Genomic DNA, 26817 nt, shown 5'->3' with positions numbered 1-26817 from the left:
CCTCCTTCACCGCACGTTCTCACTGCCGGACCGACTACCCGGCCGGCGCGTAGCCATGCGCCTTGACTCTCAGCCGACCTCGTCGGCCAGCTCCAGCCAGCGTGACTCCAGCGACTCGCGATCGCCGGCCACCGCCCGTAGCGCGGTGTCGAGCTCCAGGACCTTCTGATGGTCGGTCGCGTTGTCGGCGATGCGCGTGTGCAGGTCCTTCTCGCGCCGGTCGAGCTTGTCCAGCTCGCGCTCGATGCGGGCGATCTCCTTCCGGGCCGCCCGGGTGTCGCCGGTTCTGGCACGAGACGACGACGGCGCCGGCACGGCCTCCGCCTGGGTCCGGCGCACATCCAGGTACTGGTCGACGCCGCCGGGGAGCTGGACCAGCTGGCCGTCACCGAGCAGCGCCCACACGGCGTCGGTGACGCGCTCGAGGAACCAGCGGTCGTGGCTGACGACGACCATGGAGCCGGCCCAGCCGTCGAGGACGTCCTCGAGCACGGTGAGCGTCTCGACGTCGAGGTCGTTGGTCGGCTCGTCCAGCAGCAGCACGTTCGGCTCGCCCATGAGCAGCCGGAGCAGCTGCAGGCGGCGCCGCTCGCCGCCGGAGAGGTCGCCGATCTGAGTCCACTGGCGCGGCCCGGAGAACCCGAACCGCTCCAACATCTGCCCCGCGGTGAGGCTGTCGCCGCTGCCGAGCCGGACCTCGCCGTGGACCTCCTCGACGGACTGGAGCACGCGCTGCGCGGGGTCGAGGCCGGCGACCTCCTGTTCCAGGTGCGCGACGGCGACCGTGCGGCCCACCTTGACCCGGCCCTCGTCCGGCGTGAGCTCGCCGCCGAGCAGGCGCAGCAGCGTCGTCTTCCCGGAGCCGTTGACGCCGACGATGCCGGCACGGTCGCCGGGGCCGAGCCGCCAGGTGACGTCGTCGAGCAGCGTGCGCCCGCCGAGCGACACGGTGACGCCCTCGGCGTCGAACACGCTCTTGCCCAGCCGGGTCGTGGCCATCCGGGCCAGCTCATAGCGGTCCCGCGGCGGCGGCTCGTTCTCGATGAGCGCGTTGGCCGCCGCGATGCGGAACCTCGGTTTGGAGGTGCGGGCCGGCGGACCGCGACGCAGCCAGGCCAGCTCCTTGCGCAGGAGGTTCTGCCGGCGCGCCTCGTCGGCCGCGGCGACCCGGACGCGCTCGGCCCGGGCCAGCACGTAGGCGGCGTAGCCGCCGTCGTAGGCGTGTACGGCGCCGTCGGCGACCTCCCAGGTGGTGGTGGCGACGGTGTCGAGCAGCCAGCGGTCGTGCGTGACCATCACCAGCGAGCGCCTGCTGGCGGCGAGGTGCCGCGACAGCCAGTCGATGGCCTCGACGTCGAGGTGGTTGGTGGGCTCGTCGAGCATGACGACGTCGTGCTCACCGATCAGCAGGCGGGCCAGCGCCACCCGCCGTCGTTCACCGCCGGACAGCGGGCCGACCGGCGCGTCCATCGGGAGGCCGGGCACGAGGTGCGCCAGCACGTCGCGGATGCGGGCCTCGCCGGCCCACTCGTGGGTGAGTCGGTCGCCGACGACGCTCTGCCCGACGGTGGCCGCCGGGTCGAGCTCGTCGCCCTGTCCGAGCCGCGCCAGCGTCAACCCGCCGGTGTGGCTGACCCGGCCGGCGTCGAGGGACTCCAGGCCGGCCAGGACGCGCAGCAACGTGGACTTGCCGCTGCCGTTGCGCCCGACGATGCCGATGCGGTCACCCTCGGCGACCCCGAGCGAGACACCGTCCAGAATGTGCCGGGTCCCGTAGGCCAGCGAGGCCGACTCGAGGTTGATGAGGTTGCGGGGCGCCATGTCGACACCAGTTTCTCACGCCGGGCAGTAGTGCCTGTTCTTCCCACCCACCTGCTCGCGCCGGTGCGTCGACATCGCCTGGTGACACATCGGGCACTCGGGATCACGGGTAACGCGCGACGCCGGCGGCTCGTCCGGTGAGCCAACGACGGGACGGACCCGCCCACAGTGAGGCTTGCGAAAATTGTATCCGTAGGACACAGTTGTCCCTCGACGGAAACAGTTGCCCAGCGGAAACAGATCGGGAAAGCGGGCGAACCCTGTCACGCAAGCTCACCGCGAAATCGACGGAGGTCGCTATGAGGAGGAATGGGCAATGACCGCAGGTACGGGCAGGGTGATCTGTGGCATCACCATGTCGGCCGACGGCTACACTGCCGGGCTCAACCAGACCGAGCAACGCCCGTTCGGCGACGACGGCGGCGACGGCTGGGGCGACAGGCTGCACGCCTGGTTCTCCGAGACCCCCGAGGAGAACCAGGAAGAGATCGACGAGATGACCGCCGCCAGCGCATTCATCATGGGGCGCAACATGTTCGGCCCGGTGCGTGGCGAGTGGGACCGCCAGTGGAACGGCTGGTGGGGAGATGATCCGCCGTACCACGCCCCGGTCTTCGTGCTCACCCACCACGCACGCGAGCCCCAGCCGATGGAGGGCGGCACCACGTACCACTTCGTCACCGACGGGATCGAGTCGGCGCTGGCACAGGCACGCGCGGCGGCCGGCGACGGCGATGTCGCCATCATGGGCGGCGCGACCACCATCAACCAGTACCTCGCCGCCGGCCTGATCGACGAGCTGCGCCTGCACATCGTGCCGCTCACGCTCGGCGCCGGCACGCGGCTCTTCGAGGGCGTGCCGCCGCTGACGCTCGAGCAGGTGAAGGCGCGTCCAGCGAGACTGGTCACGCACGTGACCTACCGCGTGCGGTCCTGAACTGGAAGGCGGCGTTGCACGACACGAACGGCGCATCGAAGCGTGTCGTGGTCGAAGGAGTCGTAGTAGCCAACAACCCGGCATCCGGTGCGTTCAGAGCCGGGCTCGCCAAGGATGCGCGGGGCTGACCAGCTCCAGCGCGGCGTCCAGCCACCGCCGCCGGCGTCAGCGGCCGTCAACGGTCGACGGGCGGGTGCGACGTCACGTGCCGAGGGGCGCGGGCCCGACGACGGCGACGGCGCCCGCGCAGGTGCCCGACTCGGCGAGGCCGGACGCCAGCGCCGCGGCGTGTGCGTCGTCGCGGGCCAGGAAGGCACACGTGGGGCCGGAACCGGAGACGAGACCCGCCAGTGCGCCCAGCTCGTCGCCGGCTCGCAGCGTGTCGGACAGCGACGGCCGCAGCGCCAGCGCCGCCTCCTGGAGGTCGTTGTGGAGCAGCCCGGCCAGCGCGGGGGCGTCGACGGCCGCCAGCGCCGCCAGCACGTCGTCGGGCACCGCGGGCGGGGGCACCGGTGCGGACCGCTCGGCGCGCAGCTCGTCCAACCGCCGGTACACCTGCGGCGTCGACAGCTCCCCGTCGGCGAAGGCCAGGACCCAGTGCAGCGGCCCCCCGACGGGAACGGGACGCAGCCTCTCGCCGCGGCCGGTGCCGACAGCCGTCCCGCCGGTCAGCGAGAACGGCACGTCGCTGCCGAGCGACGCGGCAACGATGGCCAGTCGGGCGTCGGACAGTCGCAGGCCCCACAGCTGGTTGCAGACGAGCAGGGCGCCGGCGGCGTCGGCGCTGCCGCCGGCCAGGCCGGACGCCACCGGGATCTCCTTGTGGATGCCCAGCCGCACGCCCGGCGGCCTGGCGGGCCGGGCCCGCCGCGCCAGCGCGCGCGCCGCCAGCACCGCGAGGTTTTCGTCACCGTCCGGAGCGCGCGTCCCGTACGGGCCGCCGAGGGTGACGCTGACGCCGTCGTCGGACGAGCCGGTGACCTCGTCGTAGAGGGACACGGCATGGAAGACGGTGGCGAGCTCGTGAAAGCCGTCAGGACGCACCGGGCCGACCGCCAGCAGCAGATTGATCTTCGCCGGGACGCGGGCGATCACCTGTAGCACCAGGGTGACGCTACCGGAAAGCCGACTCACGAGCCTATCGAGGTACCAGCCGTGGCGATCCGGGCGAAATCGCCCACGGTGAGCTGCTCGCCGCGGGTGCGCGGGTCGATCCCGGCCTCCGTCAGCGCGGCCTCCGCGGCGGCGGCCGACCCGGCCCAGCCGCTGAGCGCCGCCCGCAGCGTCTTGCGGCGCTGCGCGAAGGCGGCGTCGACGACGGCGAAGACGGCGGCCCGGTCGGCGCTGAGCGGGCTCGGGCGGCGTTCCAGCAGCACCAGCCCGGAGTCGACGTTGGGGGCAGGCCAGAAGACGTTTCGCCCGACCGCACCGGCCGGCGACACCGTCGCGTACCAGGCCGCCTTGACCGACGGAACTCCGTAGGTGCGCGAACCCGGGGGCGCGGCGAGCCGATCGGCCACCTCCTTCTGCACCATCACCAGCACCCGGGACAGGCTCGGGAACGCCTCCAGCAGGTGCAGCAGGACCGGAACCGAGACGTTGTAGGGAAGGTTGGCCACCATTGCGGTCGGCGGCGGGCCCGGCAGCGACCGCACCCGCAGCGCGTCCGCGGGCACGACCTCCAGCCGGCCGGCCACGGCGGGCGCGTACGCCGACACCGTTGCCGGGAGCCGCCCGGCCAGCAGCCGGTCGACCTCGACCGCGACAACGCGCCGGACGACCGGCAGCAGCGCCAGGGTCAGTGAGCCGAGGCCGGGTCCCACCTCGACGACGACGTCATCGGGGCCGACGCCCGCCACCCGCACGATGCGCCGCACTGTGTTGGGGTCGATGACGAAGTTCTGCCCGAGGGACTTCGTGGGCCGCAGCCCGAGCTCGGCCGCCAGACGGCGAACGTCCGCCGGCCCCAGGAGTCTGGGGCCGACGGACGTGTCGTCGCTCATCGGCACGGGCCGAGCGTACTGCCCCGCGCCGCACCGGCCGGCGGCCGGTTCGCCGACAGCTGCGCTTCCAGGCCTCAGCCGAGCGGCAGGCCCAGCTCGCGGGCGCAAGCCGGCCAGTCGCCGTAGCCGCCGCGGTTGTCGCGGACCTTCTCGGCGATGCGGATCTGCTCGGCCTTGCTGTTCTCGTGCGGGTAGCCCGAGCCGCCGAAGGCTCGCCAGGTGCCCAGCGAGAACTGCAGACCGCCGTAGTAGCCGTTGCCGGTGTTGATGGACCAGTTGCCGCCTGACTCGCACTGGGCCAGCCGGTCCCAGACGCCGCCGTCGACGTTGTCGTCGCCGCCGCCGTCGCCCTCGTCCTCGGCGGGCGGGGCCGGCTCCTTGGTGCCGATCAGCACGACCTCGTCGACGGGTGCGGCGACGACGGTCTCGGAGAGAACCTTCTCGGATTGAAGCGTGCCGTCGACGTATGTCTTCTCGACCACGCGCTCGACCGAGCCGTTGACGCCCTTTGTCTCGACCGACTCGGTGCCGATCTCGAGGGAGTCGTCCTCCTGCTCGGTGGTTCCGAACGGCACCGCCGCGGTGACCGTCTCGGTCTCGACGGTGACCCGCCGTACGGTGACGGTGAGCGCGTCGTCCAGCGGGGACTCAAGCGTCGGTTCCACCAGGTCGCGGTCGCCGAGCGTGACGCCGACGTCGTTGAGCGCCTCGCGCACGGTCAGCGCGGTGGTGGTCACCGGGTTCGAGGCGCCGTCGGCGACGACGGTGATCTCCTTGGGGGTGCGGATCTCGAAGTCCAGACCGCCACGACCGATCGACTGCGACCGGGCGACGGAGATCTCGGCGTCTTCGTGCCGGATGTCCAGGTCGCCGAGCGCCTCGTCGACCGAGAGCGCCGTGGTCCAGAGCTCCTGCTCCTCGCCGTCGACGGTCACGGTGATCTGACGGGCGTACCGGACGGAGATCTCTGTGCCGTCCTCGACGGCACTGTCCAGCGTGGGGATGACCTCGTCGCGCGCACTGAGTTCGATGCCCTGCTCGTCGAGGACGTCCTCGACGCTACTGCCGAAGGTGTGCACGGTCTCGGCCTGGCCGTCGACGGTGAGCGTGACGGCGTTGTCGAGCGTGATGTAGGCGACTCCGCCGCCTACCAGAGCAGCGACGACGGCGGTGTTGATCGCCATCGTCTTCGCGGACAGGCGCACTGTGCTCCTTGGTCGTACCTCCCGGGCACGGGACCCCGTGGCTCGGCCGGTCACCAACCGGCCAAGCTATCGCGTCGCATGGTGCGCGCGCTGCCTGCCGGCCGGCGTGTCCGGCCGATCTCTGTGCCACCCGAAGCTTCCCCGACCCCGGCTAACAATCTCGGGACGGTAACGTAACTCGGCCCGCCGGACAACCGAACCACGCCCATAAATGCGACATATAGGTAGATTCTGACCCGGTTGTGACACCCCGCTCTCCGGTGACGCACCGCCGCGCCGCGACCGCTCCCCGCCGGCCGCGGCACCCCGCGAACACACGCTTGACCAGCGGCGACGACTCTGCGTCACCACGCGCCGAAAGCCCGCTCGGCGTTGCTCCGAAGCGCCTGGCATACCGTCCCCAGGTCCACCCCCAGCACCTCGGCGACGACCCGGACCGTGACCGGGACCAGGTACGACGCGTTCGGCCGGCCACGGAAGGGGTGCGGGGTGAGGAACGGCGCATCGGTCTCGACGAGCACGTTCTCCAGGGGCGTGACGGCCAGCGCGGCCCGCAGTTCAGCGGCGTTCTTGAACGTGACCGGGCCGGCGAAGGAGAGGAACCAGCCGCGCTCCGCGACGTCACGCGCCATGGTCTCGTTCCCGGAGAAACAGTGAAATACGACACGTTCCGGCGTCTCGACGTCGTTCAGCACCCGTAGAACGTCGTCGTGGGCGTCCCTGTCGTGGATGACCAGCGCCAGCTCGCGCTGCCGGGCGATCTCGGCGTGCGCCCGGAAGGATGCCTCCTGCGCGGCCCGGCCGTCCGGCCCGGTGCGGAAGTGGTCCAGGCCGGTCTCGCCGACGCCACGCACTCGCGGGCTGGACCCGGCCAGCCGGTCGATCTCGGCCAGCGCGTCGTCCAGGCGGCCCTGCTCGGCCAGCCCGGGCGCCTCGTTGGGATGCACGGCCACGGTGGCGACGACGCTCGGGTAGCGCTCGGCGGCCGCGACCGCCCACGTCGAGCTCGGCAGGTCGCAGCCCACCTGAACGATCCGCGTCACATTGACCGCGGCGGCCGCGGCGAGCGCGTCGCCGACGGTGAGCTCGTCGCCGTCGTCGGCATCGGCGATGTCGAGGTGACAGTGCGTGTCGGTGACGGGGTACGGCAGCGGCTCTGGCGCCGGCGGGCGGGAACGGTCGCGCCGCCGGCCGCCCTCGTCCGTCGCGGACCGGCGCTGGTTGGTGCGCATGGAGCTACTGTGCGTCGGGGTCGATGCGCGGGAACAGCGCCTCGCCCTTCGTCACCTCGGTGCCGGGCACCAACTGACCCCACCGGCCGGCGTCGCCCACCGGCTGTGCGGCCAGCGAGCCGAGCGCCTTCTCCGCGCCCAGCGACTCCCACAGCCGCGCCGACGCCTTGGGCATGGCGGCGTTGAGCAGCACCGCCAGCGCGCGCAGCGCCTCGGCCGAGGAGTACAGGATGGTGGCCAGCCGCTCCCGCTGGCTCTCGTCCTTCGCGACGGCCCACGGCTGCTGCTCGGTCAGGTAGCCGTTGGCGGCGTCGACAAGGACCCACACCGCTGCCAGCGCTTCGTGCGGCGCGACCCGGTCGACGGCGGCGTCGGCCTCCTTCGCGGCCTGAGCGGCGACGGTGGCAAGGGTGCGCTCGGCGTCGGTGACGTCGGTCCGCGGCGCCGGCAGCACACCGTCGAAGTAGCGGCCCACCATGGCCGTCACCCGGGAGGCGAGGTTGCCCAGCCCGTTGGCGAGCTCGGCCTGGTACCGCGCGGCGATGTCCTCCCACGAGAACGAACCGTCGTTGCCGAAGGCGATGGCGCGCAGGAAGTAGTAGCGGAAGGCGTCGGAGCCGAACGTGTCGGTGATCTGCGCCGGCGCGATGCCGGTGAGCTTGGACTTGCTCATCTTCTCGCCGCCCACCAGCAACCAGCCGTGCGCGAACACCTTCTTCGGCAGCGGCAACCCGGCCGCCATCAGCATGGCCGGCCAGATGACGGCGTGGAAGCGCAGGATGTCCTTGCCGACGAAGTGGATGTCGGCCGGCCAGGTCTTGTCGAACTTCTCCCGGTCCGCGCCGTAGCCGGCCGCCGTCGCGTAGTTGAGCAGCGCGTCGATCCACACGTAGATGACGTGGGAGGGGTCCCACGGCACGGTGACGCCCCAGTCGAACGTCGACCGCGAGATGGAGAGGTCCTGCAGGCCCTGCTTGACGAAGCTCACGACCTCGTTGCGGGCGCTCTCCGGCTGCACGAAGCCGGGGTTCTGCTCGTAGAAGTCCAGCAGGCGGTCGGTGTAGGCCGACATCCGGAAGAAGTAGTTGGTCTCCGCGAGCATCTCGACCGGCTGGCCATGAATTGAGCACAGTTGGAGCCCCGATTGGTCGCCGGTGCCCTCGACCAGGTCGCCCGGCTGCTTGTACTCCTCGCAGGCCACGCAGTAGGCGCCCTCGTACGTCCCCTCGAAGATCTCGCCGGCGTCGTGCAGGCCCTGGATGAACTCCTTGACCCGCTCGACGTGGCGGTCCTCGGTGGTGCGGATGAAGTCGTCGTTCGACGCGTCGATGGTGCGCAGCACCGGCTTCCAGGCGGTCTCGACCAGGCGGTCGGCCCACGCCCTGGGGCTGGTGCCGTTGCTCTCGGCCGTGCGCAGGACCTTCTCGCCGTGCTCGTCGGTGCCGGTGAGGAACCAGACGTCCTCCTGGCGCTGGCGGTGCCAGCGGGCGATGAAGTCGGTGGCGACCGTCGTGTACGCGTGCCCGATGTGCGGCGCGTCGTTGACGTAGTAGATGGGTGTGGTGACGTAGAACGCCTTGGGCATGGCCCGATGGTAGCCCGCCCCCTCCCATGATCATCAACGGTTGGCGACGCGATGACGTCGCTGTCGGTTGATGATCATGGGAGACGGCGGGCGGTTGTCCACAGATCGCGTTCTGCATCTGGTGTTCGGGCCGGCGCGGGATGAAGCTCGGCGGCGTGGTCCTGCCAGTCACCCTCATCGACCTCGCAGCCCTGCAGCACGGTGTCGTCGGCTTGGAGCAGGCGGTCGCGGCCGGGATGACGCAGCGGCGCGTGGGCTGGCTCGTGCGGTCCGGCCATTGGCAACGGGTCCACGCGCGGGTGTACGCGACGTTCACCGGCCCGCTTCCGTTCGAAGCGCAGGTCTGGGCGGCCATCCTGCGGGCCGGTCGCGGCGCCGTCGCGAGTCACCGTACGGCTGCCTTCCTCGACGGGCTCTGTGATGATCCCGGGCCGCTCATCCACGTGACGCTGCCCGCGGATCGGCACGTCCGCAGCCGGGTCGACGGCGTCGGTCTCCACTACGCGCATCGGCTGTGCCACACCCGCCATCCCACGCTCTCGCCGCCGCGCACGCGAGTCGAGGACACCGTCCTCGACCTCGTTGACGCCACCGCGCGCCCGCGTGAGGTCGAGACGTGGGTGACGTCGGCGTGCCAGCGACGACTGACCACCCCGGAGCGGCTCGCCGACGCGCTCGGCCGGCGCAAGAAGATCCGCTGGCGGCCGATGCTCGAGAGCATGCTCGGCGACGTCGCCGCGGGCGCACAGTCGCCGCTCGAGCTGCGGCACCTACGCGCGGTCGAGCGCGCGCACGCCATGCCGCGCGGGCACCGCCAACGGCGCGTGGCCGGCAGCCGCGTCATCTGGGTCGACGTCGACTACGACAGGTACGCACTGCGCATCGAGCTGGACGGCAGGGTCGGTCACGTCGACGACGGCCGGTTCCGCGACCGTCGCCGCGACAACCGCGCCACCTCCGACGGCCGTGCCACGCTCCGATACGGCCACTCGGATGTCTTCGGCGATCCCTGCGGCGTCGCGGCCGAGCAGGGCCGCGTGCTCCGGGACCGAGGCTGGACGGGCAGGCCGCGCGCCTGCGGCCCGGACTGCCCCGTTCCCATGATCATCAACGGTTGGCGACGCCATGAGGTCGCTGTCGGTTGATGATCATGGGGAGGCGGTGGCAGCGGGGGCGTCGCCTAGGGCCGCACCGAGCGCCGTCGTCGAGTACAGGACGGCGCGGCCGGACCGCTCGCCGGCCACCAGGCCGTTCTCCCGCAGGACCCGCAGGTGCTGCGACACCGCGCTGGGGGTGACGCCGAGCGAGCGCGCCAGGTCGGTCGGGGTCGCCGGCGAACGCAGCGCCTCGAGCAGCTCGGCCCGGGCCCTGCCGATCAGCCGGACAGTACCGCCCGGGGCCGGCCGCGCCCCGGCGGTCCACAGCGCACCCGCGCCGCGAGCCGGGTAGCGGACCGTCGTCTGGGTGGACGTGCTCTTCTTGATCAGGACGTAGGCCGAGCCGAGGACGACCGGCATCAGGACCAGCCCGCCAGGGCCCCGGTTGACGACGCGGTCGGTGCGCCACCGCGCCCCGTCGAGCACCAGCCGTTCGTCGTGCCAGTGCAGGTCCGGGTGGAGGTCGGCGAAGAGGTCCGCCGCGCCGCCGATCGCCAGCCGGCGGGCGCGGTAGGCGACGTCGGCGTCGAGCACGGCGCGGATACGCGGCCAGTGCGGCGCGACCAGGCGGTCGTGTGCGGCGCGCAGCTCCCCGGCGATCGCACGCAGCCCGGTGACCGGCCGGGCCGACAGGTCGCGGGCCGCCGGTGGCGGCTCGTCGGCGAAGACCCGGCGCAGGCTCGCCCGGACCTGCGCGGGTGTGGTGCGCCGCAGCGCCGCGAGGTCGTCGTCGATGGACGTGCCCGGGCCGGCCGGTGCGGGAACCAGGAACTCCGGCCAGCCGAGCCGGTCGCTGACGATCAGCGGCCAGGTGTGTGAGAGGTCGATGGGGTGCCCGGCCAGTTCCGCCGTCGCCCACCGCAGCCACCGCCGGTGCACCGGCTGCCGGTCCCGGCCGGCCAGCTGCTGCAGCGCGGCCACCGTCTCCGACAGCGGGGAGACGGCGAACCGGGTGGCGGCCAGCTCTGCCACGCCCACCTCGACCGTCAACGCCATGCCCGGAGTATGTAGCAGTGGGCTACATCGTGTCGTGCCGCCGCGCGCCGCCGTGACGATGCCGCCATGACCCCACCCGCCGCCGAGCGGCCCCGGCTGCCCGGCCCGTTCTGGCGGCTGGCCGGTGCGGCCGGCGTGAACGCGGTCGGCGAGGGAGCGTTCGCCGCGGCGGTCCCGTTGCTGGCGGCGACGCTCACCGACGACGCCCGGCTGGTGTCCGCGGTGACCGCGGCGACCTACCTGCCCTGGCTGCTGCTGTCGCTCCCGGCCGGCGTGCTGGTGGACCGGCACGACCGGGCCGGGCTGACGTGGCGGGCGCAGGCGATCCAGGCGCTCCTGGTCGGCGGCGTCGCCGTGCTGGCCGGGACCGGCCGGCTCGGCGTGGCCGCGCTGGCGCTGCTGGCGTTCGCGCTCGGTGCCTGCCAGGTCGTTGCCGGCACCGCCGCGCAGGCGCTGCTGCCCGACCTGGTCGCCGGGCCCCTGCTGCACCGGGCGAACGGCTACCACCAGACGGTCGTCACCGTCGGCCAGCAGTTCGTGGGGCCGCCGGTGGGGAGTCTGTTGTTCGCCGTCGCCGTCGCGCTCCCGTTCGGAGTGGACGCCGCCGCGCTCGCCGTGTCCGCGCTGCTGCTGGCCACGCTGCGCCGTCCGACAGCCGCGCGGACCGGGTCGCCCGGACGAGGCGGGCATCCGCCGGTGCGCACGGCGATCGCGGACGGGCTGCGCTGGCTGGCGCGGCACCGGCTGCTGCGGACCCTGGCCGTGCTGCTCGCGCTCAACACATTCTGCTTCGCGCTGGCGACGGCGACACTGGTGCTGCTGGCGACCCAGACCCTCGGGCTCAACGCCCGCGGCTACGGCCTGCTGCTGGCCGCGGCCGCCGTTGGTAGCGTCCTCGGCGGGCTGACCAGCTCTCGGGTCATCGCGGTGGTCGGCGTGCGGGGTGCGCTGTTCGGCTCGCTCGGCACCAATGCGGTCGCGTTCGCCGGCATCGGGCTGAGCCCGGACCCGCGGGTCCTCGGCGCGCTGCTGGGCGTCACCGGCTTCGCCACCACGCTCTGGAACGTCGTCACCGTCAGCCTGCGGCAGCGGCTGGTGCCGTCGGACCTGCTGGGCCGGGTCACCGGCGTCTACCGCATGGTCGGCTGGGGCCTCACCCCGCTCGGCGCTCTGACCGGCGGGTTCGTCGCGCACCTGCTCGGGCTGCGGGCGCCCTACCTGGTCGCGGCCGCCGTCCGGGCGATCGCCCTGCTGGTCACCGCACCGGTGCTGCTGCGGGCCCTGCGCGATCCCCCTTGATCATCAACGGTCGGCGACGTCATAGCGTCGTCAACCGTTGATGATCATGGCGACCACCTTCTCGAAGAACAGCTCGACCTGCGACCGGGTGTCGCCGCGGACCGGCCAGAAGACGAAGGAGTCGAAGCCGAGCCGCTCGCGATAGTCGATCAGCGCGTCGGCCCAGAACTCCGCCGACCCGACCAACAGCTGGTCGTTGCGCTCCGGCTCGGACTCGGAGATGACGCCCATGACGTTGAAGACGCGCCGGATCGCCGACGGGTCGCGGCCCGCCGCCGTGGCGGCGTCGTCGATGACCCGCCGCATCTGGGGCACCTCGTCGAGCGAGAGATAGGCGTTGGTGGGCAGCCAACCGTCGGCGTGCCGGCCGGTCAGCGCCAGCATCCGCGGCTTGAACGAGCCCACCCAGATCGGCGGCGCAGGCTTGGGCGCGGGGCCGGCGACCGCGCCGCGCAGCTGGTAGTACCGCCCCTCGTGGTCGACGGGCTCGGTCCCCCACAGCCGGCGGATCAGCGGGATCGCCTCGTCCAGCGCGCCGATCGCCTCGCCGTGCGTCGGCCACGTGCCGCCCCAGACGGGGATGCGCTCGAACGGCCCGCCGGTGCCGATGCCGAGCACGAACCGGCCGCCACTGGTGAACTGGAGCGTTGCCGCGGCCTTGGCGATCACCGTCGGCGTCCGTAGCGGCAGCGCCGTCACGTTCGGCGACACCCGCACCCGCTCGGTCCGGGCCAGGAGCAGCGGGATCAGCGTCCAGGCGTCCAGCTCGTTCGGCAGGTACGGGTGGTCGGAGACGGTGACGAGGTCGGCGCCCAGGTCCTCGGCGATCCGGGTCGCCTCGATCAGCTCGGGCAGCCGGCGCGCCGACGCCGGGAGCGCGGCACCGTACAGGGCTGTCATGGGGGCACCTCTCACTCGGTTGCTCTACCCCCACCCAACAACCTCAACTATAGTTGAGGTCAAGCGGAGCGCTCACCGGCCACCGAGATGTCCTTCGGCGGACTGACCTGCCGAACTTCCGCGACACACCCACCAGGGCGCCGCCGAGGCGCTGGGTGCCGTGCCGGCACAGCGAGAGGACGAGCTGACCGCCCGGAGTGCGGCGATGCTGGACGGTTCCGGCCGCCTGCACGACTACGTGGTGACCGACAGAAGTGGCTACCCGCCAGGGGGTACTGGCGCCTTGTCGGTCACCCGGTGGACTGCTCGTCGGTGCCCGCCCAGGGCGTGCCGGCCCACGGGTCGTAGTCGACCTCGAGCGGCTCCTGCTCGGGCCGCTCGGCCTCGGGCACGTGCCGCAGGTTGACCCGGATGCGGTACCAGAGCGAGCTGCGTCCACGCATGCCGTCGACGAGGGTGTCGGCCGGGCGAAGGTGCGGCACCACCGACCGGTGCCGGGCCTTCCAGCGCTCCAGGCCCGCCAGTGCCTCGTCCTTCGTCTTGGCCCGGGCGATCTCGATCAGCGGCATGGTCTGCTGCCGCCGTCCCTCACCCTTCGGCGGCTTCTCGGCCGGGCCCAGCCGCTCGGCCAGCTCCAGCAGCGGTTCCAGGGACCCGGCCGAGGTCTCGATGCCCTCCCAAGGATCGCCGATGTCCTGGAACCGCTTGGCCGCGGTGGCCAGTGTGAAGTCAGCCGGCCGGCAGGAGGGCACCTCGTCCCAGGTCAGCGGCATGGACACGCGCGCGTCGGGCTTGGCCCGCACGGAGTACGCCGAGGCGACGGTGCGGTCCTTGGCGTTCTGGTTGAAGTCGACGAAGACGCCCTCGCGCTCCTCTTTCCACCACTTGCTGGTGGCGATGTCAGGTGCACGGTTCTCGACCTCGCGGGCGACGCTCTCGGCGGCCAGCCGCACCTGCCGGTAGGTCCAGTGCGGGTCGATGCGGGTGTAGACGTGGAAGCCACGCGAACCGGAGGTCTTCGGCCAGGCGGTGAGCCCGTGGTCCTGCAGCACTTCACGAGCGACGGCTGCCACATCGATGATCTGTGGCCATTCGATGCCCGGGTTGGGGTCGAGGTCGATGCGCAGCTCGTCGGGGCGGTCGAGATCCTCGGCCAGGACGGGGTGCGGGTTGAGGTCGATGCAGCCGAGGTTGACCACCCAGGCCAACGCGGCCGCGTCGCGAACGACCACCTCGTCGGCGCTGGTGCCGGAGCGGTAGCGCAGCGTGGCGACCTCGATCCAGTCCGGGCGCTTCTCCGGGGCGCGCTTCTGGAAGAACGCCTCCCGGTCGATGCCCTTGACGAACCGTTTGAGGATCATGGGCCGCCCTGCGACCCCGCGCAGGGCACCGTCGGCCACCGTCAGGTAGTACGTCACCAGATCCAGCTTCGTGTGCCCGCCCTCGGGGAAGACCATCTTGTCCGGATGGGTGATGGTCACCTCGCGGCCGGCGACCTCGAGCACCGTCGACGCCGACATGACCACCACCCTAGACCGCGGCCGCGACACCGCCCGGCACGCACTACGGGCCCCGCGCCGGCTGACCTCGGTCCGGCGCGGGGCCCCGTGGGGGGAGGCCGAGGCGGACGGGCCCGGCTGTCCCCGTCCCCGGTGAGCCCGAACGCGCCGGTCGGCCGGGCACCGGGGTGGTTCAGCCGAGGGCGCCGACGCTCACCACGCCCACACCGGCAGCCACGATCGAGCACAGGAACAGCACGATCAAGGTGACGGTGGTCGAGTGCTGCACCCGCCGCAACACCCGGCGCAGCTCGCGCGCGAACTCCGGCGTCAGGATGTCTCGGCCCCGCCGCCTGGCCCGGAATCTCCCCCGCTTCTTCGGCTCCGCCATCGCCCTGCCTCCCCGACGCCGGCGCGCCCCACGCCGGTCGTCTACTCGGATGAGCCGACGCGGTGCCGTGACAGCACGCCACCCGGTCAGATGTGATGTGTCTCACACCTCTCCGTGCCGCGGGACCGGCGCGGCCGGACCGTCACACACCGTTTGGACACCGGCCGCGCGGGAACGGCTCTTGATGTGGAAGGGAGTCCCATGACCGTCGAATCGCCGAAGGCATTGGTACATCTCGTTGACACGGACCTGACCCTGGCCGACCCGGACGACGACGTCCGCGGCCGCGCCGTCGTCGACAGCAACGGCGACGACGTGGGCGACGTCGACGACCTCGTCATCGACCCCAACGAGCGCAAGGTCAGGTTCTTGCAGGTCGGCTCGGGCGGCTTCCTCGGCATCGGGGAGAAGAAGCAGCTGATCCCCGTGGACGCGGTTGTCAGGGTGGACGACGACAAGGTCCACCTCGGCACCAAACGGACCAGGGTGGCCGCCGCACCGGCCTACGACCCCGAGCTGGTCGAGCAGCGACCCACCTACTACGAGGACCTCTACGGCTACTACGGGTACCCGCCGTTCTGGGCGCCGGGCTACGTCTACCCGCCGTTCCCGCGCAACATGTGACGCGCGGTCAGCCCGGCTCGCCCGCGTCCTGGGCGATCGGCGCCTGGGACGCCGGGTGCTCCACGAGCGCCAACACCCGCGCTGACATGAACCGCGCGGTGCGCACCGGCGTACCGGACCGGGTGACCTCGGCGACGACGACCACGCCGCGGCCGATGCTCACGTCGACGCGGCGCCCGGCCCGGGTTGCGGCCAGCTCGTAGGTGCGCGTGGTGTCGCCCGCGTCGATGACGATTTCGACCCTGTCGCCCTTCATGGCAACCGGCGCCCCGGTCGGCGAGCGGCGCCGCCTCCTGTATTGAGCGTACGTACGCGGCGGCATCACTGCGAAGCCGCGGCCTCCTCGAAGTCCAGCCGCTCCAGCTCGCGGCGCATGACCTCGTCGTCCAGCTCGCCGGAGTCGCGGGCGGCGGCCAGCGCCTGGCGCTGGGCGGCGAGGACGGCGCGCCGCACGGCCAGCATGGTCTCGCGGACAGCGGGCGACCGCTCGGCCTCCTCCACGTCGGCGTCGCGGTCGTCGGCGGACTGACGGGCATCCATCGCCGCGGCGATCCGTCCCCGCATCTGCGCCAGTACGGTCGGGTCGGCGCCGGGCGGCGGGTCGCGCAGCAGGTCGCGCAGCGCGTCGCCGGCCGCCGTCCCCGCGATCTGGCGGGCCCGCCGCTCCGCCGCGGCCTCCGCCTCCGCTTCGGCCTCGGTGGAGATCCTCAGCCTTCGCACCAGAAGCGGCAGCGTCGGGCCCTGGACGAGCAGACTCCCGACGGCGACGACGAACGCCAGCGCCTGGATGGTGCTGCGGCCCGGGAACGGCTCGCCGTCGGCGGTCATGGCCGGCACGCCCGCGGCGGCGGCCAGCGTCACGACGCCACGCATCCCCGACCACGAGATGACGATCAGGTGCGAACGCGGCAGCGGATCGCCGCGCCTGGCCCACGGCGCCCGCGGCAGCCACGGCAGCCACCGGCGGCGCAGCGCGCGCGGACCGTAGACGAGGAACACCCAGACCGGCCGGAGCAGCAGCACGACCAGGAGGACCACCGCCGCGGACAGCGCGAACCGCGCCCAGGTCGACTCGTCGAGGGCGAGGTCGGCGAAGACGAACCGGCACTGCAGCCCCATGTACGCGAAGACGAACGCCTCCAGCAGCACGTCGAGGGTCTTCCAGACCTGCCGGCCCTGCAGCCGGGTCGCGAACCCGGCGTCGGCGTCGCGGTGGCCGAGGAAGAACCCGGCGGTCACCACCGCGAGTACCCCGGACGCGTGCAGCTCCTCGGCGAACAGGTAGGCGGCGAACGGCACCAGCAGGCCGAGCGCCGTCTCCAGCCCGCTCTCGCCCAGCCGCTGCCGGATCCAGTGCACGACGGCGGCCAGCGCCAGGCCGACACCGCAGCCGACCACGGCCGCATACAGGAACAGGAGCACCGGGTTGTCGATGTACGGGTGGCTGCCGGTTGCCGCGGCGACCGCCAGCGTGAAGATGGTCAGCGCGGTGGCGTCGTTGACCAGGCTCTCGCCGGTCAGGATGGTCAGGAGCCGTTTCGGCAGCCCGAGCTTGCGGCCGATGGCCACCGCGCTGACAGCGTCCGGCGGCGCCACCACCGCACCCAGCACGAGGGCCGGCACCAATGCCATCGCCGGCACCACCTGCCAGGCGACGACCCCCGTCACCAGCGTCGACACGATGACCATGCCGACGCCGAGCGCGAGGATAGGCCGCAGGTTGCGGGCCAGGCTGAAGACGGAGAAGTCCAGCGCGACCGAGTACAGCAGCGGCGGCAGCACCACGCTGAGGATGAGCTCCGGCTCCAGCTCGAACCGGGGCAGCCCGGGGATGAACGACACCGCCGAGGCGATCACCACGACGACCAGCGACGGCTGCAGCCCGCGGCGGTTCGCGACCGCCGTCACCGCGATCGCACCCACGACCACCAGAAGCAGCTGGATCGCCCTCACCCCCGCTCGACCGCACCATAGCGGTCAGGGGATGTGCTGCACGCCGATGCGCCGACGGAACATCCAGTAGACCCAGCTCTGGTAGGCGAGGACGGCGGGCAGGAACGGCACCGCGACCCAGGTCATCACCGTGAGCGTGTAGTCCGACGACGACGCGTTCGCCGTCGTCAGCCCGTCCGCGGCCGCCAGCGTCGACGGCAGCACGTCCGGGAACAGCGCGGCGAACAGCGTCGCCGCGGTGGCCACCACCGCGGCGAAGGTGGCGACGAACGCCCAGCCCTCGCGGGCCCGCCCGATCGCAGCCGCCCCGAGGACCAGCGCCGCGACGGCCGCCACCGCGAACGCCGTCGCCAGCCACGACGGGTCGTCGTCGCGCACCAGCGTCCACCCGAGGAACGCGGCCACCAGCGCACCCACCGGCAGCGCCAGCCACCGGGCCAGCCGGCCGGCCCGGTCGCGGATGTCGCCGACCGTCTTCAGCGCCACGTAGTGCGCACCGTGCAGCAGCGACAAGGTCACCGTGAGGACTCCGCCGAGCAGCGTGTACGGCGTCAGGACGTCGCCGAGGCCGCCGGTGAAGTCGTGGTCGGCGTCCAGGGGCAGGCCCTGGACGAACCCGGCCAGCAGCACGCCCCACGCGAACGCCGGCACTGTCGATCCGGCGAAGATGAGCAGGTCCCAGCGGCGACGCCAGGTCTCGGTGTCGCCCTTGGCGCGGTACTCGAACGCCACGCCGCGACCGATCAGGGCCAGCAGGAGCACCAGTAGCGGCAGGTAGTACGCCGACCAGGCCGTGGCGTACCACTCCGGGAACGCGGCGAACGTGGCGCCGACCGAGGTGATGACCCACACCTCGTTGCCGTCCCACACCGGGCCGATGGTGTTGATGAGCACCCGGCGCTCGCGGTCATCACGGGCGAAGCGCCGGGTCAGCATGCCGACGCCGAAGTCGAACCCCTCGAGCGCCAGGTAGCCGATCCACAGCACAGCGATCAGTACGAACCACAGGGTGCTGAGCTCCATCGAGACACCCCCTAGTAGGCGAAGGTCAGCGGACGGTCGGCGTCGTCGCCGTCGCAGGCACCGGGTGCCGAGCCGCCGCGTTCCCCGTCGTCGGCGGAGTCCGGTGGCGTGACGGCGGGCAGGCCGGGCCGTGCGTGCTTGAGCAGCAGGTGCACCCACAGCCAGGTCAGACCGGCGTAGAGGACGGTGAACGCGGCCAGCGAGATGAACACCGTCGTGCTGGTGGACCCGGGCGTGAGGCCCGACGCGGTCGGCATCAGGCCGAACACCAGCCAGGGCTGCCGGCCCATCTCGGTGAAGATCCAGCCGAACGCGTTGCCGGCGAGCGGCAGCACCGGCAGCACGGCCGCCGACCGCAGCGCCCACCGTGAGGTCGGCATCCGCCCGCGCCGGGTGGCCCACAGCTGCCACAGCGCGATCGCTCCGGCCAGCCCGCCCGCGGTGATCATCATGCGGAACGTCCAGTAGGTCACCGGGATGTTGGGGCTGTAGTCGCCGGGGCCGTAGAGCTCCTCGTACTCCTGCTGCAGGTTGTCGATGCCCTGCACCTCGCCGTCGAACGACCCCGTGCCCAGGAAGGACAGGAGCTGCGGGATCTCGATCGAGTACAGCGCTTCGCTGCCGTCCAGCGTCCCGATGGTGAACAGCGAGAACGGCGCCGGCTGCTGGGTCTCGTAGAGCGCCTCGGCCGCTGCCATCTTCATCGGCTGGACCTCGGTCATCACCTTGCCCTGGGTGTCGCCGGTGATCGCGACGCCGATGCCGCCGACGATGACCGTGACCGCGCCGATGCGCAGCGCGGTCCGGAAGGCCGATCTGTCCGAGGGCGCGCCGGGCTCGGCTGCCTGCGGGTCGCGAGCGCCGCGGACCAGGTGCCACATCGCGACCGCCGCGACCACGCCGCCGCCCACCATGAACGCCGCGAAGATCGTGTGCGGGAACGTGATGAGCAGGACCTTGTTGGTGAGCACAGCCCAGATGTCGGTGAGCTCGGCCCGGCCGGCAGCCTCGTCGATCTCGTAGCCGACCGGGTTCTGCATGAACGAGTTGGCGGCCAGGATGAAGTAGGCCGACAACAGCGACGCGAACGCCGTCACCCAGATGGTCGCCAGGTGGATCTTCGGCGGGATGCGCCCCCAGCCGAAGATCCAGACCCCGATGAAGACGGACTCGAGGTAGAACGCGAGCAACGCCTCCATGGCCAGCGGCGCGCCGAACACGTCACCGACGAACCGACTGAAGTCGCTCCAGTTCATGCCGAACTGGAACTCCTGAACCAGCCCGGTGACCACGCCGACAGCCAGGTTGATCAGCAGCAGCTTGCCGAAGAAGCGGGTGAGGCGCAGCCAGCGCTCGCTCGTTCGGGGCGTGGCGCGCATCCACATTGTCTGAAAGATCGCGACGAGAAACGCCATCGAGATGGTGAACGGTACGAAGAAGAAGTGCACCACCGTCGTGATGCCGAACTGCCAGCGGGCCAGATCGAGCACGTCCATACGCGTCCCTCTGCTTTGTTACTACGTCCTGTCGTAGATTCTACGACGGATCGTAGTACTACACCCGGTCGGTAGAATGGACGGTGTGAGAGGACGAGCCAGGTTGGGCGAGCTCGAACGGGCCGTCATGGAGCACCTGTGGGCGCTCGACGAGCCCGCGACCGTCCGTCAGGTGCACGAAGCGCTGGCCGGATCGCGTGAGGTTGCTTACACCACCGTCATGACGGTGCTCGACCGGCTGGCCCGCAAAGGCTCGGCCGAGCAGATCCGCGACGGCCGCGCCTACCGCTACCGCCCCGCCATGAGCCGTGACGAGCTCACCGCTGAACTGATGCACGAGGCACTCGACACCGTCGACGGCTCGGACCGCACGGCGGCGCTGCTGCGCTTCGTCGGCTCCGCGTCGGAGGACGACGCGGAAGCGCTGCGGGACGCGTTGGAGGCGGTGGAACGGCGGGCCGAGTCGTGAACGAGACGACGCCGGTCGTGTTGCTGTTGCTGGCGCTGCTGCTGACCGGGCCGGCCCCGGCGCTGCTGGCCCGCGCGCGCTGGCCGCTGGCGGTGCCACGGGCGGCGCTGGTCCTGTGGCAGGCACTCGCGCTGGCCGCAGTGCTCTCCGCGCTCGGTGCCGGCGCGTCGGCCGGGTCGCTGGTGGTGGCGCACTCCTCGCCCGGTGCCGGGCTGGTCGCGCTGCACGGGGCCGCGATGCTGCTGACCGTCGTGGTGCTGGCGCGGCTGCTGTGGTCGGCCCACACGCTGGGCATGGCGCTGCGGTCCCGGCGACGGTGGCAGCGCCACCTGGTCGACCTGGTGGGCCGCGCCGACCGGCGGGCACCAGGCGCTCACGTGCTCGACGCCGCCCGGCCCCTGGCCTACTGCATCCCCGGCATGCCGTCGCGGCTGGTCGTGTCCGCGCCCGCGCTGGAGCACCTCGCGCCGGCCGAGGTCGACGCCATCCTCACCCACGAACGGGCACACGCCCGAGCCCGCCACGACCTCGTCCTCGAGGCGTTCAGCGTCCTGCACAACGCGTTCCCCCGGTTCGTCCGCAGTTCCGTCGCCCGGGAGTCGGCGGCCGGCCTGGTCGAGATGCTCGCCGACGACGCCGCCCGCCGTCGCTGCGGCCCCGTCCCGTTGGCGCGGGCGCTGGCCCGGCTGGCCGACGCGCCGGTGCCCGCCGGAACGCTCGCCTCCGGCGCGGTGTCGCCCGTGGTCCGCATCCGGCGCCTGGCGGCTGGCGAGCCCGGCGGTGGCGCGGGCGCGGTGCCCCCGTGGATGCAGGCGGCCCTGGCCTACGCAGCCGCCGCGGCCCTCGTCGTCGTCCCCACCATCACCGTCGCCGCGCCCTGGCTCACCGCCCTGGCGTCGGCCCTCCGCTGACCTGGTTGCGCTGCCCTCACCCCTCGCCGCCCCCGCCAACCCCTTCCGAAATGATCACGTTCAGCACGAAATCTCCTGTCGCACCATGCTCACAAGCCTCGTGATGCACCGGTAGGCATGGTGACGGTCGGCGTAGTTTTGGCACGTGACGGCGTCACCGATCCGAAGGGTGCTCTGATGATCTCCACCGCCGACCTGACCGACCCGACAGTGCGTTCGCTGGTGACGGCGATCAACGACGGTGACCGTGCCGCGTTCCTCAGGCTGCTCACCCCCGACGCGACCCTGACCGACGACGGCACCCAGCGGAACCTCGAGGAATGGATCGACCGCGAGATCTTCACCGCCAACGGCCACATGGACGTCGATACGCAGTCGGCGGACGGGCTCGCCCTCACGGCGCGGTTCCGCAACGACACCTGGGGCGAGATGCGCACGACGTGGGCGTTCACCGTCGCCGACGGGAAGATCGGCCGCCTGGAGACCGGTCAGGCCTGAGGACCCACTGCGGCAAACTGACATGCTCAGGCGGCACATCACCAGGCTCACCCGTGCCTCACGAGGCTTGTGAGCATGGTGCGACACGAGACTTCGTGCTGAACGTGATCATTCGGGGGAGAGAGGTCGCATCAGTTCAGGTGAGCGACTCCTTGGCGGCGACGACGGCAGCGTAGACCTCGCGCTTGGGGAGTCCGAGCTCGCGGGCGACAGCGGCGATCGCCTCCTTGCGGGCGACCCCGGCCGCCTCGCGGTCGGCCACCAGCCGCGCCGCGTCGGCGGCCGAGACGGGCGCGGACTCGCGGGACGCTCCGGCGACGACCAGGGTGATCTCGCCCAGCGGCCCGTCCTCGTCGGCCCAGGTCGTGAGCGAGCCCAGCGGGCCGCGTTTGACCTCTTCGTGGGTCTTCGTCAGCTCGCGACAGACCGCTGCCGGGCGGTCGCCGCCGAACGCCTCCGCCATCGCGCCCAGCGTCGCAGCAAGCCGGTGCCGCGACTCGAAGAACACCATCGTCCGCGGCTCGTCGGCCAGCCGCTCGAACGCCCGCGCCCGCTCACCGGGCTTGCGCGGCGGGAACCCCTCGAAGCAGAACCGGTTGACCGGCAACCCGCTGACCGCCAGCGCCGTCAGCACCGCCGACGGCCCCGGCACCGACGTCACCGCCACGCCGGCCTCGACCGCGGCCGCCACCAGGCGGTACCCGGGGTCGGACACCGACGGCATGCCGGCGTCGGTCACCAGCACGACCCGTGCGCCCCCGATCAGCAGCCGCAGCAGCTCGGCGGTCCGCGCCGCCTCGTTGCCCTCGAAGTACGAGACCAACCGGCCTTCGATGGTCACGCCCAGCGCGGCGGCCAGCCGGAGCAGCCGGCGGGTGTCCTCGGCGGCGACGACGTCCGCGGCGGACAGCTCCCGGCCCAGCCGCGGCGGCGCATCGCCGACGTCGCCGATCGGGGTGCCGGCGAGCACCAGCACACCGTCGGTCACAGGTCGATCCACGGGTCCATCCTCGCGCAGCCGGCGCCCGGCCCGGCACCGACACGGCCACGGCACCGGTGACTCGGCTTGGGTTCACAGCCGGCGCTCGTAGGATGACCCGGTGACCCAGACGGTGGACACGGCAGAGGCGAGCGGCGAGAGCCGGCCCGCCGACGTGGTGCGTGCCCGGCTGACCAGGCCGATGCCGACCGACCGGGTCTGGGGCTGGATCGGACCGTTGCTGGTCGGGGCGGTCGCGGCGGTGCTGCGGCTGATCGACCTCGGCCGGCCTCACAAGATCATCTTCGACGAGACGTATTACGCCAAGGACGCGCTGTCGCAGCTGGAGTTCGGCTACGCGCGCAAGTTCGTCGAGGACGCGAACGAACGCATCCTGGACGGCGACCTCGACGTGTTCCTGAACGAGCCGTCGTTCGTCGTGCACCCGCCGGCCGGCAAGTTCCTGATCGCGCAGGGCATCCGGGTGTTCGGGATGGACCCGTTCGGCTGGCGCATCGCGGTGGCACTGGCGGGCGTGGCCACGGTGATCATGGTAGCCCGGATCGGCCGGCGGATGTTCCGCTCGACGCTGCTGGGGTGTCTGGCCGGACTGCTGGTCGCCGTCGACGGACTGTCGATCGTGATGAGCCGGACCGCGGTGCTCGACGGCATCCTGGCGATGTTCGTCGTGGCGGCCTTCGGCTGCCTGCTGGTCGACCGCGACCATGCCAGGGCCAAGTACGCGCAGTGGGCCGCGACCAGGGTCAGAGCGGGCCAGGCACTGGGCGACGGGCCGCTGTTCGGCTGGCGGCCATGGCGCATCGCCGCCGGCGTCATGCTCGGCCTGGCCTGCGGCACCAAGTGGAGCGGTCTCTACGCGGTGGCGATCTTCGGGCTCATGACGGTGCTCTGGGAGGTCAGCGCCCGGCGCGCGGCCGGCATCCAGAGCCCGGTGCTGAACTCGCTGCTGCGCGACGGCCCGGTCGCGTTCGTGTCGATGATCGGCTCGGCGCTCGTGACGTACCTGGTCTCGTGGTGGGGCTGGATATTCTCCGAGGACAGCTGGAGCCGGCAGTGGGCGGCGGACAACCCCCCGTCAGGGCTGGGCGTGATCGCGCCGGACTGGCTGCGCAGCCTCTGGCACTACCACTGGGAGATGTGGCACTTCCACAGCGGCCTCAGCAACGACCACGACTACATGTCGCAGGCGTGGGAGTGGCTGTACCTCGGCCGGCCGGTGTCGTTCGACTACGAGGGCTACGACCTCGGCCAGGGGGGCTGCGAGGTCGATCGCTGCAGCCAGGCCGTGCTCGCGCTCGGCAACCCGCCGCTGTGGTGGGGCGCCTGCGCGGCGCTGCTGATCTGCCTGTGGTGGTGGTTCTTCAGGCGCGACTGGCGGGCCGGCGCGGTCCTGGCCGGCGTCATCGCCACCTGGGTGCCGTGGCTGCTCTTCGTCGACCGCACCATCTTCTACTTCTACGCCGTCGCCATCATCCCGTTCCTGGTGCTGGGCGTCGTGTTCGTGCTCGGGTTGATCATCGGGCCACCGGAGGCGGCACCGCGCCGCCGCGCCGTAGGCGTGGCCGTCGCGGGTGGCTACGTGCTGGTGGTCCTGGCCGTGGCCTGGTACTTCTACCCGATCCATGTCGACCAGCTCCTCCCGTACGACGACTGGCGCTCGCGCATGTGGTTCGACAGCTGGATCTGACCCGCCAGGTCAGGTGAGCTCGGCCACGCCTTCGATCAGCAGCCCGGCACCGAACAGCACAAACAGGGCGGCCGCCCCGTAGCGGACGACGTGCTCGGGCAGCCGCTGGCCGAGCAGCCGGCCGACGACGATGGCCAGGGCGTCCGCGGCCACCATGCCGACGGTGGAGCCGATCCAGACGCCGGCCCAGTCGTAGTCGGTGGCGAGCGTGATGGTCGCGAGCATGGTCTTGTCGCCCAGCTCGGCCAGGAAGAACGCGGTGCCGACGGCGACGACCGCGGTCCGGGTGGCCCGCTCGGCCTTGCCCTGTTCCTCGTCGGTCAGGGTGTCGCCACGCCACGTCCAGGTTGCGAAGCCGAAGAACGCGACGGCGGCGACGATGTTGATCCAGCCGGTGGGCAACGCCTCACCCAGCCCGAAACCGATGACCACGGACGCCAGGTGCACGACCGTGGTGGCGATGGTGATGCCGAGGATCACCTGCCACGCCTTGAAGCGCGTGGCGAACGTCATCGCCATGAGCTGGGACTTGTCTCCGAGCTCGGCGACGAAGATGACGCCGAAGCTCACGAGGAACGCGGCCCAGAGGTCGGCCATCGACTTCCTTCCGATCACACCGGACCGGAAGATGCGAGACTCCGACCCGGCATCGCTGCCTTGGGTCGAAGGTCTCGCCCGCCTCGAGTTCGAGGCCGCACGGCCGGACGCCGGTGACGGCGTCAGTATGTCGACCGCGACATTGGGGGCTACTCCCCTTCGCTGCCCTGAACACTACCCGGACAGCCGGTGTGGAGGCCAGCCGACGTGCGCAGCCTCACACCTGGACGAGCCGCGCGGAACGAGCGGCACGCAGCACCACCAGCGCCGCTGACGCCATCACCACCGCGCTCGCGAGCGTCGGCACGTTCACGTCGCTGACCTCGGCCAAAGCGCCCGCGAGCACGGCACCGACAGGCGCGCCCACGATGCCGACGGTGCGCCCGGCGGCGCTGACCCGGCCGAGCAGCTCGACCGGTACCCGCTGCTGGGTGAGCGTGACCGCGTGCACGTTGACGATCATGCCCGCGACCCCGAAGAGACCCAGCGCGCACGCCGTCGCCGCCGGGTGTGCCACCGACCCGATGACGACGAGGCACGCGGTCTGGACGGTCAGCGCGAGCACCAGCGCCCGGGCGCCGCCGAGCCACCGGCCGACCCGTGCGGACACCAGCCCGCCCACCGTCGCCCCGGCACCGTACGCGGCCAGCACGAGCCCGAACACGACATCGGAGGCGCCGGCCCAGCGCGTGATGATGAGCACCATCAGCGCCGTCAGCCCGCCGATGACGATGTTGCCGAGCAGGTTGGCCAGGCAGATGCCCCGAAGCAGGTGGTCGCGCCACAGGACCCGCAGCCCGGCGGCGATCTCGGCCCGCAGCGTCGAGCCGGTGGCCTTCGCGGGTGTCACCGTCGCCGTAGCCGACGCCGTCGGGAGAGAAGCGATCAGCGCCGCGGCCACCAGGTAGGTCGTGGCGTCGACGGCGAACGGCGCGGCGACCCCGGCGGTGACCAGCAGACCCCCCGCCGGCGCACCCAGGAACGTCCCGGCGATGGCTTGACCGGTCATCAGCCGCGCGTTGGCCGTCGGCAGCGCCGCGCGCGGGACGAGCGTGGGGAGAATGGCGGTCGCGGCGTTGTCGAACAGCGTCTGCAGCGTGGTGAGGGCGAAGGACAGTGCCACCAGCAGCGCGAGGTGCGCGTACCCGAGAGCGAGTGCGACCGCGAACGCGCCGACCAGCCCGCCGCGAACCGCGTCGACGATCCACATGGCCCGCCGGCGGTCGACCCGGTCGGCGAGCGCGCCGCTGAGCAGCCCGAACAGCAGCCATGGCAGGTAGCCGGCCGCCGAAACCAGCGACAGCGCGAGCGGCGACGCGGTCAACCCGGCCGCGACGACGGGCAGCGCGACATTGCGTACCGAGTCACCGAACCGCGACAGCACCGCCGCGGACCACAGCCGCCCGTACCCGCCCCGCCACCGCAGTCCGCTCACGCCGCAGGACGCTACGGCCCGCCACCGACAACGTCCGCCGTCGATCGCCCCCGTGATCATCAACGGTTGGCTACGTCATAGCGTTGCCAACCGTTGATG

At 72.0% G+C, this 26817-nt stretch carries 25 protein-coding genes; 8 read left to right on the top strand and 17 right to left on the bottom strand.

Annotated features, from left to right (window positions below):
* Nucleotides 1–69: 69 nt before the first annotated feature.
* Nucleotides 70–1821, bottom strand: a complete 1752-nt coding sequence (locus E1269_RS28495) for an ABC-F family ATP-binding cassette domain-containing protein (RefSeq protein ID WP_131901018.1) — start codon at nucleotides 1819–1821, stop codon at nucleotides 70–72.
* Between the two features lie 316 nt (nucleotides 1822–2137).
* Here E1269_RS28495 and E1269_RS28490 point away from each other — a divergent pair, with 316 nt between their 5' ends.
* Nucleotides 2138–2758 (top strand): dihydrofolate reductase family protein, encoded by a 621-nt coding sequence (locus E1269_RS28490; RefSeq protein ID WP_131901016.1) that lies wholly within the window; start codon nucleotides 2138–2140, stop codon nucleotides 2756–2758.
* A 201-nt stretch (nucleotides 2759–2959) separates the two neighbouring features.
* Here E1269_RS28490 and E1269_RS28485 read toward each other — a convergent pair whose 3' ends face one another.
* The 5 genes from E1269_RS28485 to metG form a co-directional block, all read right to left on the bottom strand.
* Nucleotides 2960–3862, bottom strand: a complete 903-nt coding sequence (locus E1269_RS28485; protein ID WP_239001059.1) for a 4-(cytidine 5'-diphospho)-2-C-methyl-D-erythritol kinase — start codon at nucleotides 3860–3862, stop codon at nucleotides 2960–2962.
* A gap of 26 nt (nucleotides 3863–3888) precedes the next feature.
* The gene (gene rsmA, locus E1269_RS28480; RefSeq protein WP_131901014.1) at nucleotides 3889–4761 is read right to left on the bottom strand and encodes a 16S rRNA (adenine(1518)-N(6)/adenine(1519)-N(6))-dimethyltransferase RsmA; all 873 of its coding nucleotides are present in this window, start codon (nucleotides 4759–4761) and stop codon (nucleotides 3889–3891) included.
* 74 nt (nucleotides 4762–4835) lie between these two features.
* A complete protein-coding gene (locus E1269_RS28475; RefSeq protein WP_131901012.1) occupies nucleotides 4836–5966 on the bottom strand; it encodes a resuscitation-promoting factor in 1131 nt (376 codons plus the stop codon).
* Between the two features lie 344 nt (nucleotides 5967–6310).
* On the bottom strand, nucleotides 6311–7198 hold the full coding sequence (locus E1269_RS28470) for a TatD family hydrolase (RefSeq protein WP_131901010.1): 888 nt from the start codon (nucleotides 7196–7198) through the stop codon (nucleotides 6311–6313).
* A 4-nt stretch (nucleotides 7199–7202) separates the two neighbouring features.
* The gene (metG, locus tag E1269_RS28465) at nucleotides 7203–8783 is read right to left on the bottom strand and encodes a methionine--tRNA ligase (RefSeq protein WP_131901008.1); all 1581 of its coding nucleotides are present in this window, start codon (nucleotides 8781–8783) and stop codon (nucleotides 7203–7205) included.
* Between the two features lie 155 nt (nucleotides 8784–8938).
* On the opposite strand from metG, the gene E1269_RS28460 reads away from it, so the two are divergent.
* A complete protein-coding gene (locus E1269_RS28460) occupies nucleotides 8939–9928 on the top strand; it encodes a type IV toxin-antitoxin system AbiEi family antitoxin domain-containing protein (RefSeq protein WP_131901006.1) in 990 nt (329 codons plus the stop codon).
* A gap of 3 nt (nucleotides 9929–9931) precedes the next feature.
* Here E1269_RS28460 and E1269_RS28455 read toward each other — a convergent pair whose 3' ends face one another.
* Entirely contained in the window at nucleotides 9932–10936 is a 1005-nt protein-coding gene (locus E1269_RS28455; protein ID WP_203434163.1) for an ArsR/SmtB family transcription factor, read from the bottom strand.
* 66 nt (nucleotides 10937–11002) lie between these two features.
* On the opposite strand from E1269_RS28455, the gene E1269_RS28450 reads away from it, so the two are divergent.
* Entirely contained in the window at nucleotides 11003–12235 is a 1233-nt protein-coding gene (locus tag E1269_RS28450; protein ID WP_131901004.1) for an MFS transporter, read from the top strand.
* A 30-nt stretch (nucleotides 12236–12265) separates the two neighbouring features.
* Here E1269_RS28450 and E1269_RS28445 read toward each other — a convergent pair whose 3' ends face one another.
* From E1269_RS28445 to E1269_RS28435, 3 genes are all read right to left on the bottom strand, one after another.
* Nucleotides 12266–13135: an LLM class flavin-dependent oxidoreductase gene (locus tag E1269_RS28445; RefSeq protein WP_131901002.1), complete on the bottom strand. Its 870-nt coding sequence runs from the start codon at nucleotides 13133–13135 to the stop codon at nucleotides 12266–12268.
* A gap of 290 nt (nucleotides 13136–13425) precedes the next feature.
* Entirely contained in the window at nucleotides 13426–14655 is a 1230-nt protein-coding gene (gene ligD, locus E1269_RS28440) for a non-homologous end-joining DNA ligase (protein WP_131901000.1), read from the bottom strand.
* Nucleotides 14656–14827: 172 nt separating this feature from the next.
* Complete coding sequence (locus E1269_RS28435) at nucleotides 14828–15025, bottom strand: hypothetical protein (protein WP_131900998.1); 198 nt, start codon at nucleotides 15023–15025, stop codon at nucleotides 14828–14830.
* Between the two features lie 201 nt (nucleotides 15026–15226).
* Here E1269_RS28435 and E1269_RS28430 point away from each other — a divergent pair, with 201 nt between their 5' ends.
* Nucleotides 15227–15649: a PRC-barrel domain-containing protein gene (locus E1269_RS28430; protein ID WP_131900996.1), complete on the top strand. Its 423-nt coding sequence runs from the start codon at nucleotides 15227–15229 to the stop codon at nucleotides 15647–15649.
* A gap of 7 nt (nucleotides 15650–15656) precedes the next feature.
* Here the strand turns inward: E1269_RS28430 and E1269_RS28425 are convergent, their stop codons facing one another.
* The 4 genes from E1269_RS28425 to E1269_RS28410 form a co-directional block, all read right to left on the bottom strand.
* The gene (locus E1269_RS28425) at nucleotides 15657–15905 is read right to left on the bottom strand and encodes a hypothetical protein (RefSeq protein ID WP_131900994.1); all 249 of its coding nucleotides are present in this window, start codon (nucleotides 15903–15905) and stop codon (nucleotides 15657–15659) included.
* A 65-nt stretch (nucleotides 15906–15970) separates the two neighbouring features.
* Nucleotides 15971–17593 carry a Na+/H+ antiporter gene (locus E1269_RS28420; RefSeq protein ID WP_131901034.1) on the bottom strand — a complete coding sequence of 541 codons (1623 nt, stop codon included), beginning with the start codon at nucleotides 17591–17593 and terminating at the stop codon, nucleotides 15971–15973.
* 33 nt (nucleotides 17594–17626) lie between these two features.
* Nucleotides 17627–18625, bottom strand: coding sequence for a cytochrome d ubiquinol oxidase subunit II (gene cydB, locus E1269_RS28415; protein ID WP_131900992.1), 999 nt, complete (start codon nucleotides 18623–18625; stop codon nucleotides 17627–17629).
* An 11-nt stretch (nucleotides 18626–18636) separates the two neighbouring features.
* Nucleotides 18637–20121, bottom strand: coding sequence for a cytochrome ubiquinol oxidase subunit I (locus E1269_RS28410; protein WP_131900990.1), 1485 nt, complete (start codon nucleotides 20119–20121; stop codon nucleotides 18637–18639).
* Between the two features lie 85 nt (nucleotides 20122–20206).
* Between E1269_RS28410 and E1269_RS28405 the strand changes: the two genes are divergently transcribed.
* The 3 genes from E1269_RS28405 (at nucleotide 20207) to E1269_RS28395 (ending at nucleotide 21999) form a co-directional block, all read left to right on the top strand.
* Complete coding sequence (locus E1269_RS28405; protein ID WP_420810683.1) at nucleotides 20207–20590, top strand: BlaI/MecI/CopY family transcriptional regulator; 384 nt, start codon at nucleotides 20207–20209, stop codon at nucleotides 20588–20590.
* Complete coding sequence (locus E1269_RS28400) at nucleotides 20587–21501, top strand: M56 family metallopeptidase (protein ID WP_131900986.1); 915 nt, start codon at nucleotides 20587–20589, stop codon at nucleotides 21499–21501. The genes E1269_RS28405 and E1269_RS28400 overlap by 4 nt, the downstream gene beginning before the upstream one ends.
* A 177-nt stretch (nucleotides 21502–21678) precedes the next feature.
* Nucleotides 21679–21999 carry a nuclear transport factor 2 family protein gene (locus E1269_RS28395; protein WP_131901032.1) on the top strand — a complete coding sequence of 107 codons (321 nt, stop codon included), beginning with the start codon at nucleotides 21679–21681 and terminating at the stop codon, nucleotides 21997–21999.
* A gap of 136 nt (nucleotides 22000–22135) precedes the next feature.
* Here the strand turns inward: E1269_RS28395 and rsmI are convergent, their stop codons facing one another.
* Entirely contained in the window at nucleotides 22136–22999 is an 864-nt protein-coding gene (gene rsmI / locus E1269_RS28390; protein WP_239001057.1) for a 16S rRNA (cytidine(1402)-2'-O)-methyltransferase, read from the bottom strand.
* Nucleotides 23000–23099: 100 nt separating this feature from the next.
* Here rsmI and E1269_RS28385 point away from each other — a divergent pair, with 100 nt between their 5' ends.
* Entirely contained in the window at nucleotides 23100–24686 is a 1587-nt protein-coding gene (locus E1269_RS28385; RefSeq protein ID WP_131900984.1) for a dolichyl-phosphate-mannose--protein mannosyltransferase, read from the top strand.
* A 9-nt stretch (nucleotides 24687–24695) separates the two neighbouring features.
* On the opposite strand, the gene E1269_RS28380 is transcribed toward E1269_RS28385, so the two are convergent.
* Nucleotides 24696–25283 (bottom strand): TMEM165/GDT1 family protein, encoded by a 588-nt coding sequence (locus tag E1269_RS28380; RefSeq protein WP_131900982.1) that lies wholly within the window; start codon nucleotides 25281–25283, stop codon nucleotides 24696–24698.
* 217 nt (nucleotides 25284–25500) lie between these two features.
* Nucleotides 25501–26718, bottom strand: a complete 1218-nt coding sequence (locus tag E1269_RS28375; RefSeq protein WP_203434161.1) for an MFS transporter — start codon at nucleotides 26716–26718, stop codon at nucleotides 25501–25503.
* Between the last annotated feature and the right edge of the window lie 99 nt (nucleotides 26719–26817).

The sequence above is a fragment of the Jiangella asiatica genome, from assembly GCF_004349065.1.
Classification (GTDB): Bacteria; Actinomycetota; Actinomycetes; order Jiangellales; family Jiangellaceae; genus Jiangella; species Jiangella asiatica.
Note: the sequence above shows the minus strand (reverse complement) of the source record. Positions and strands in the feature narration are given on the sequence as shown.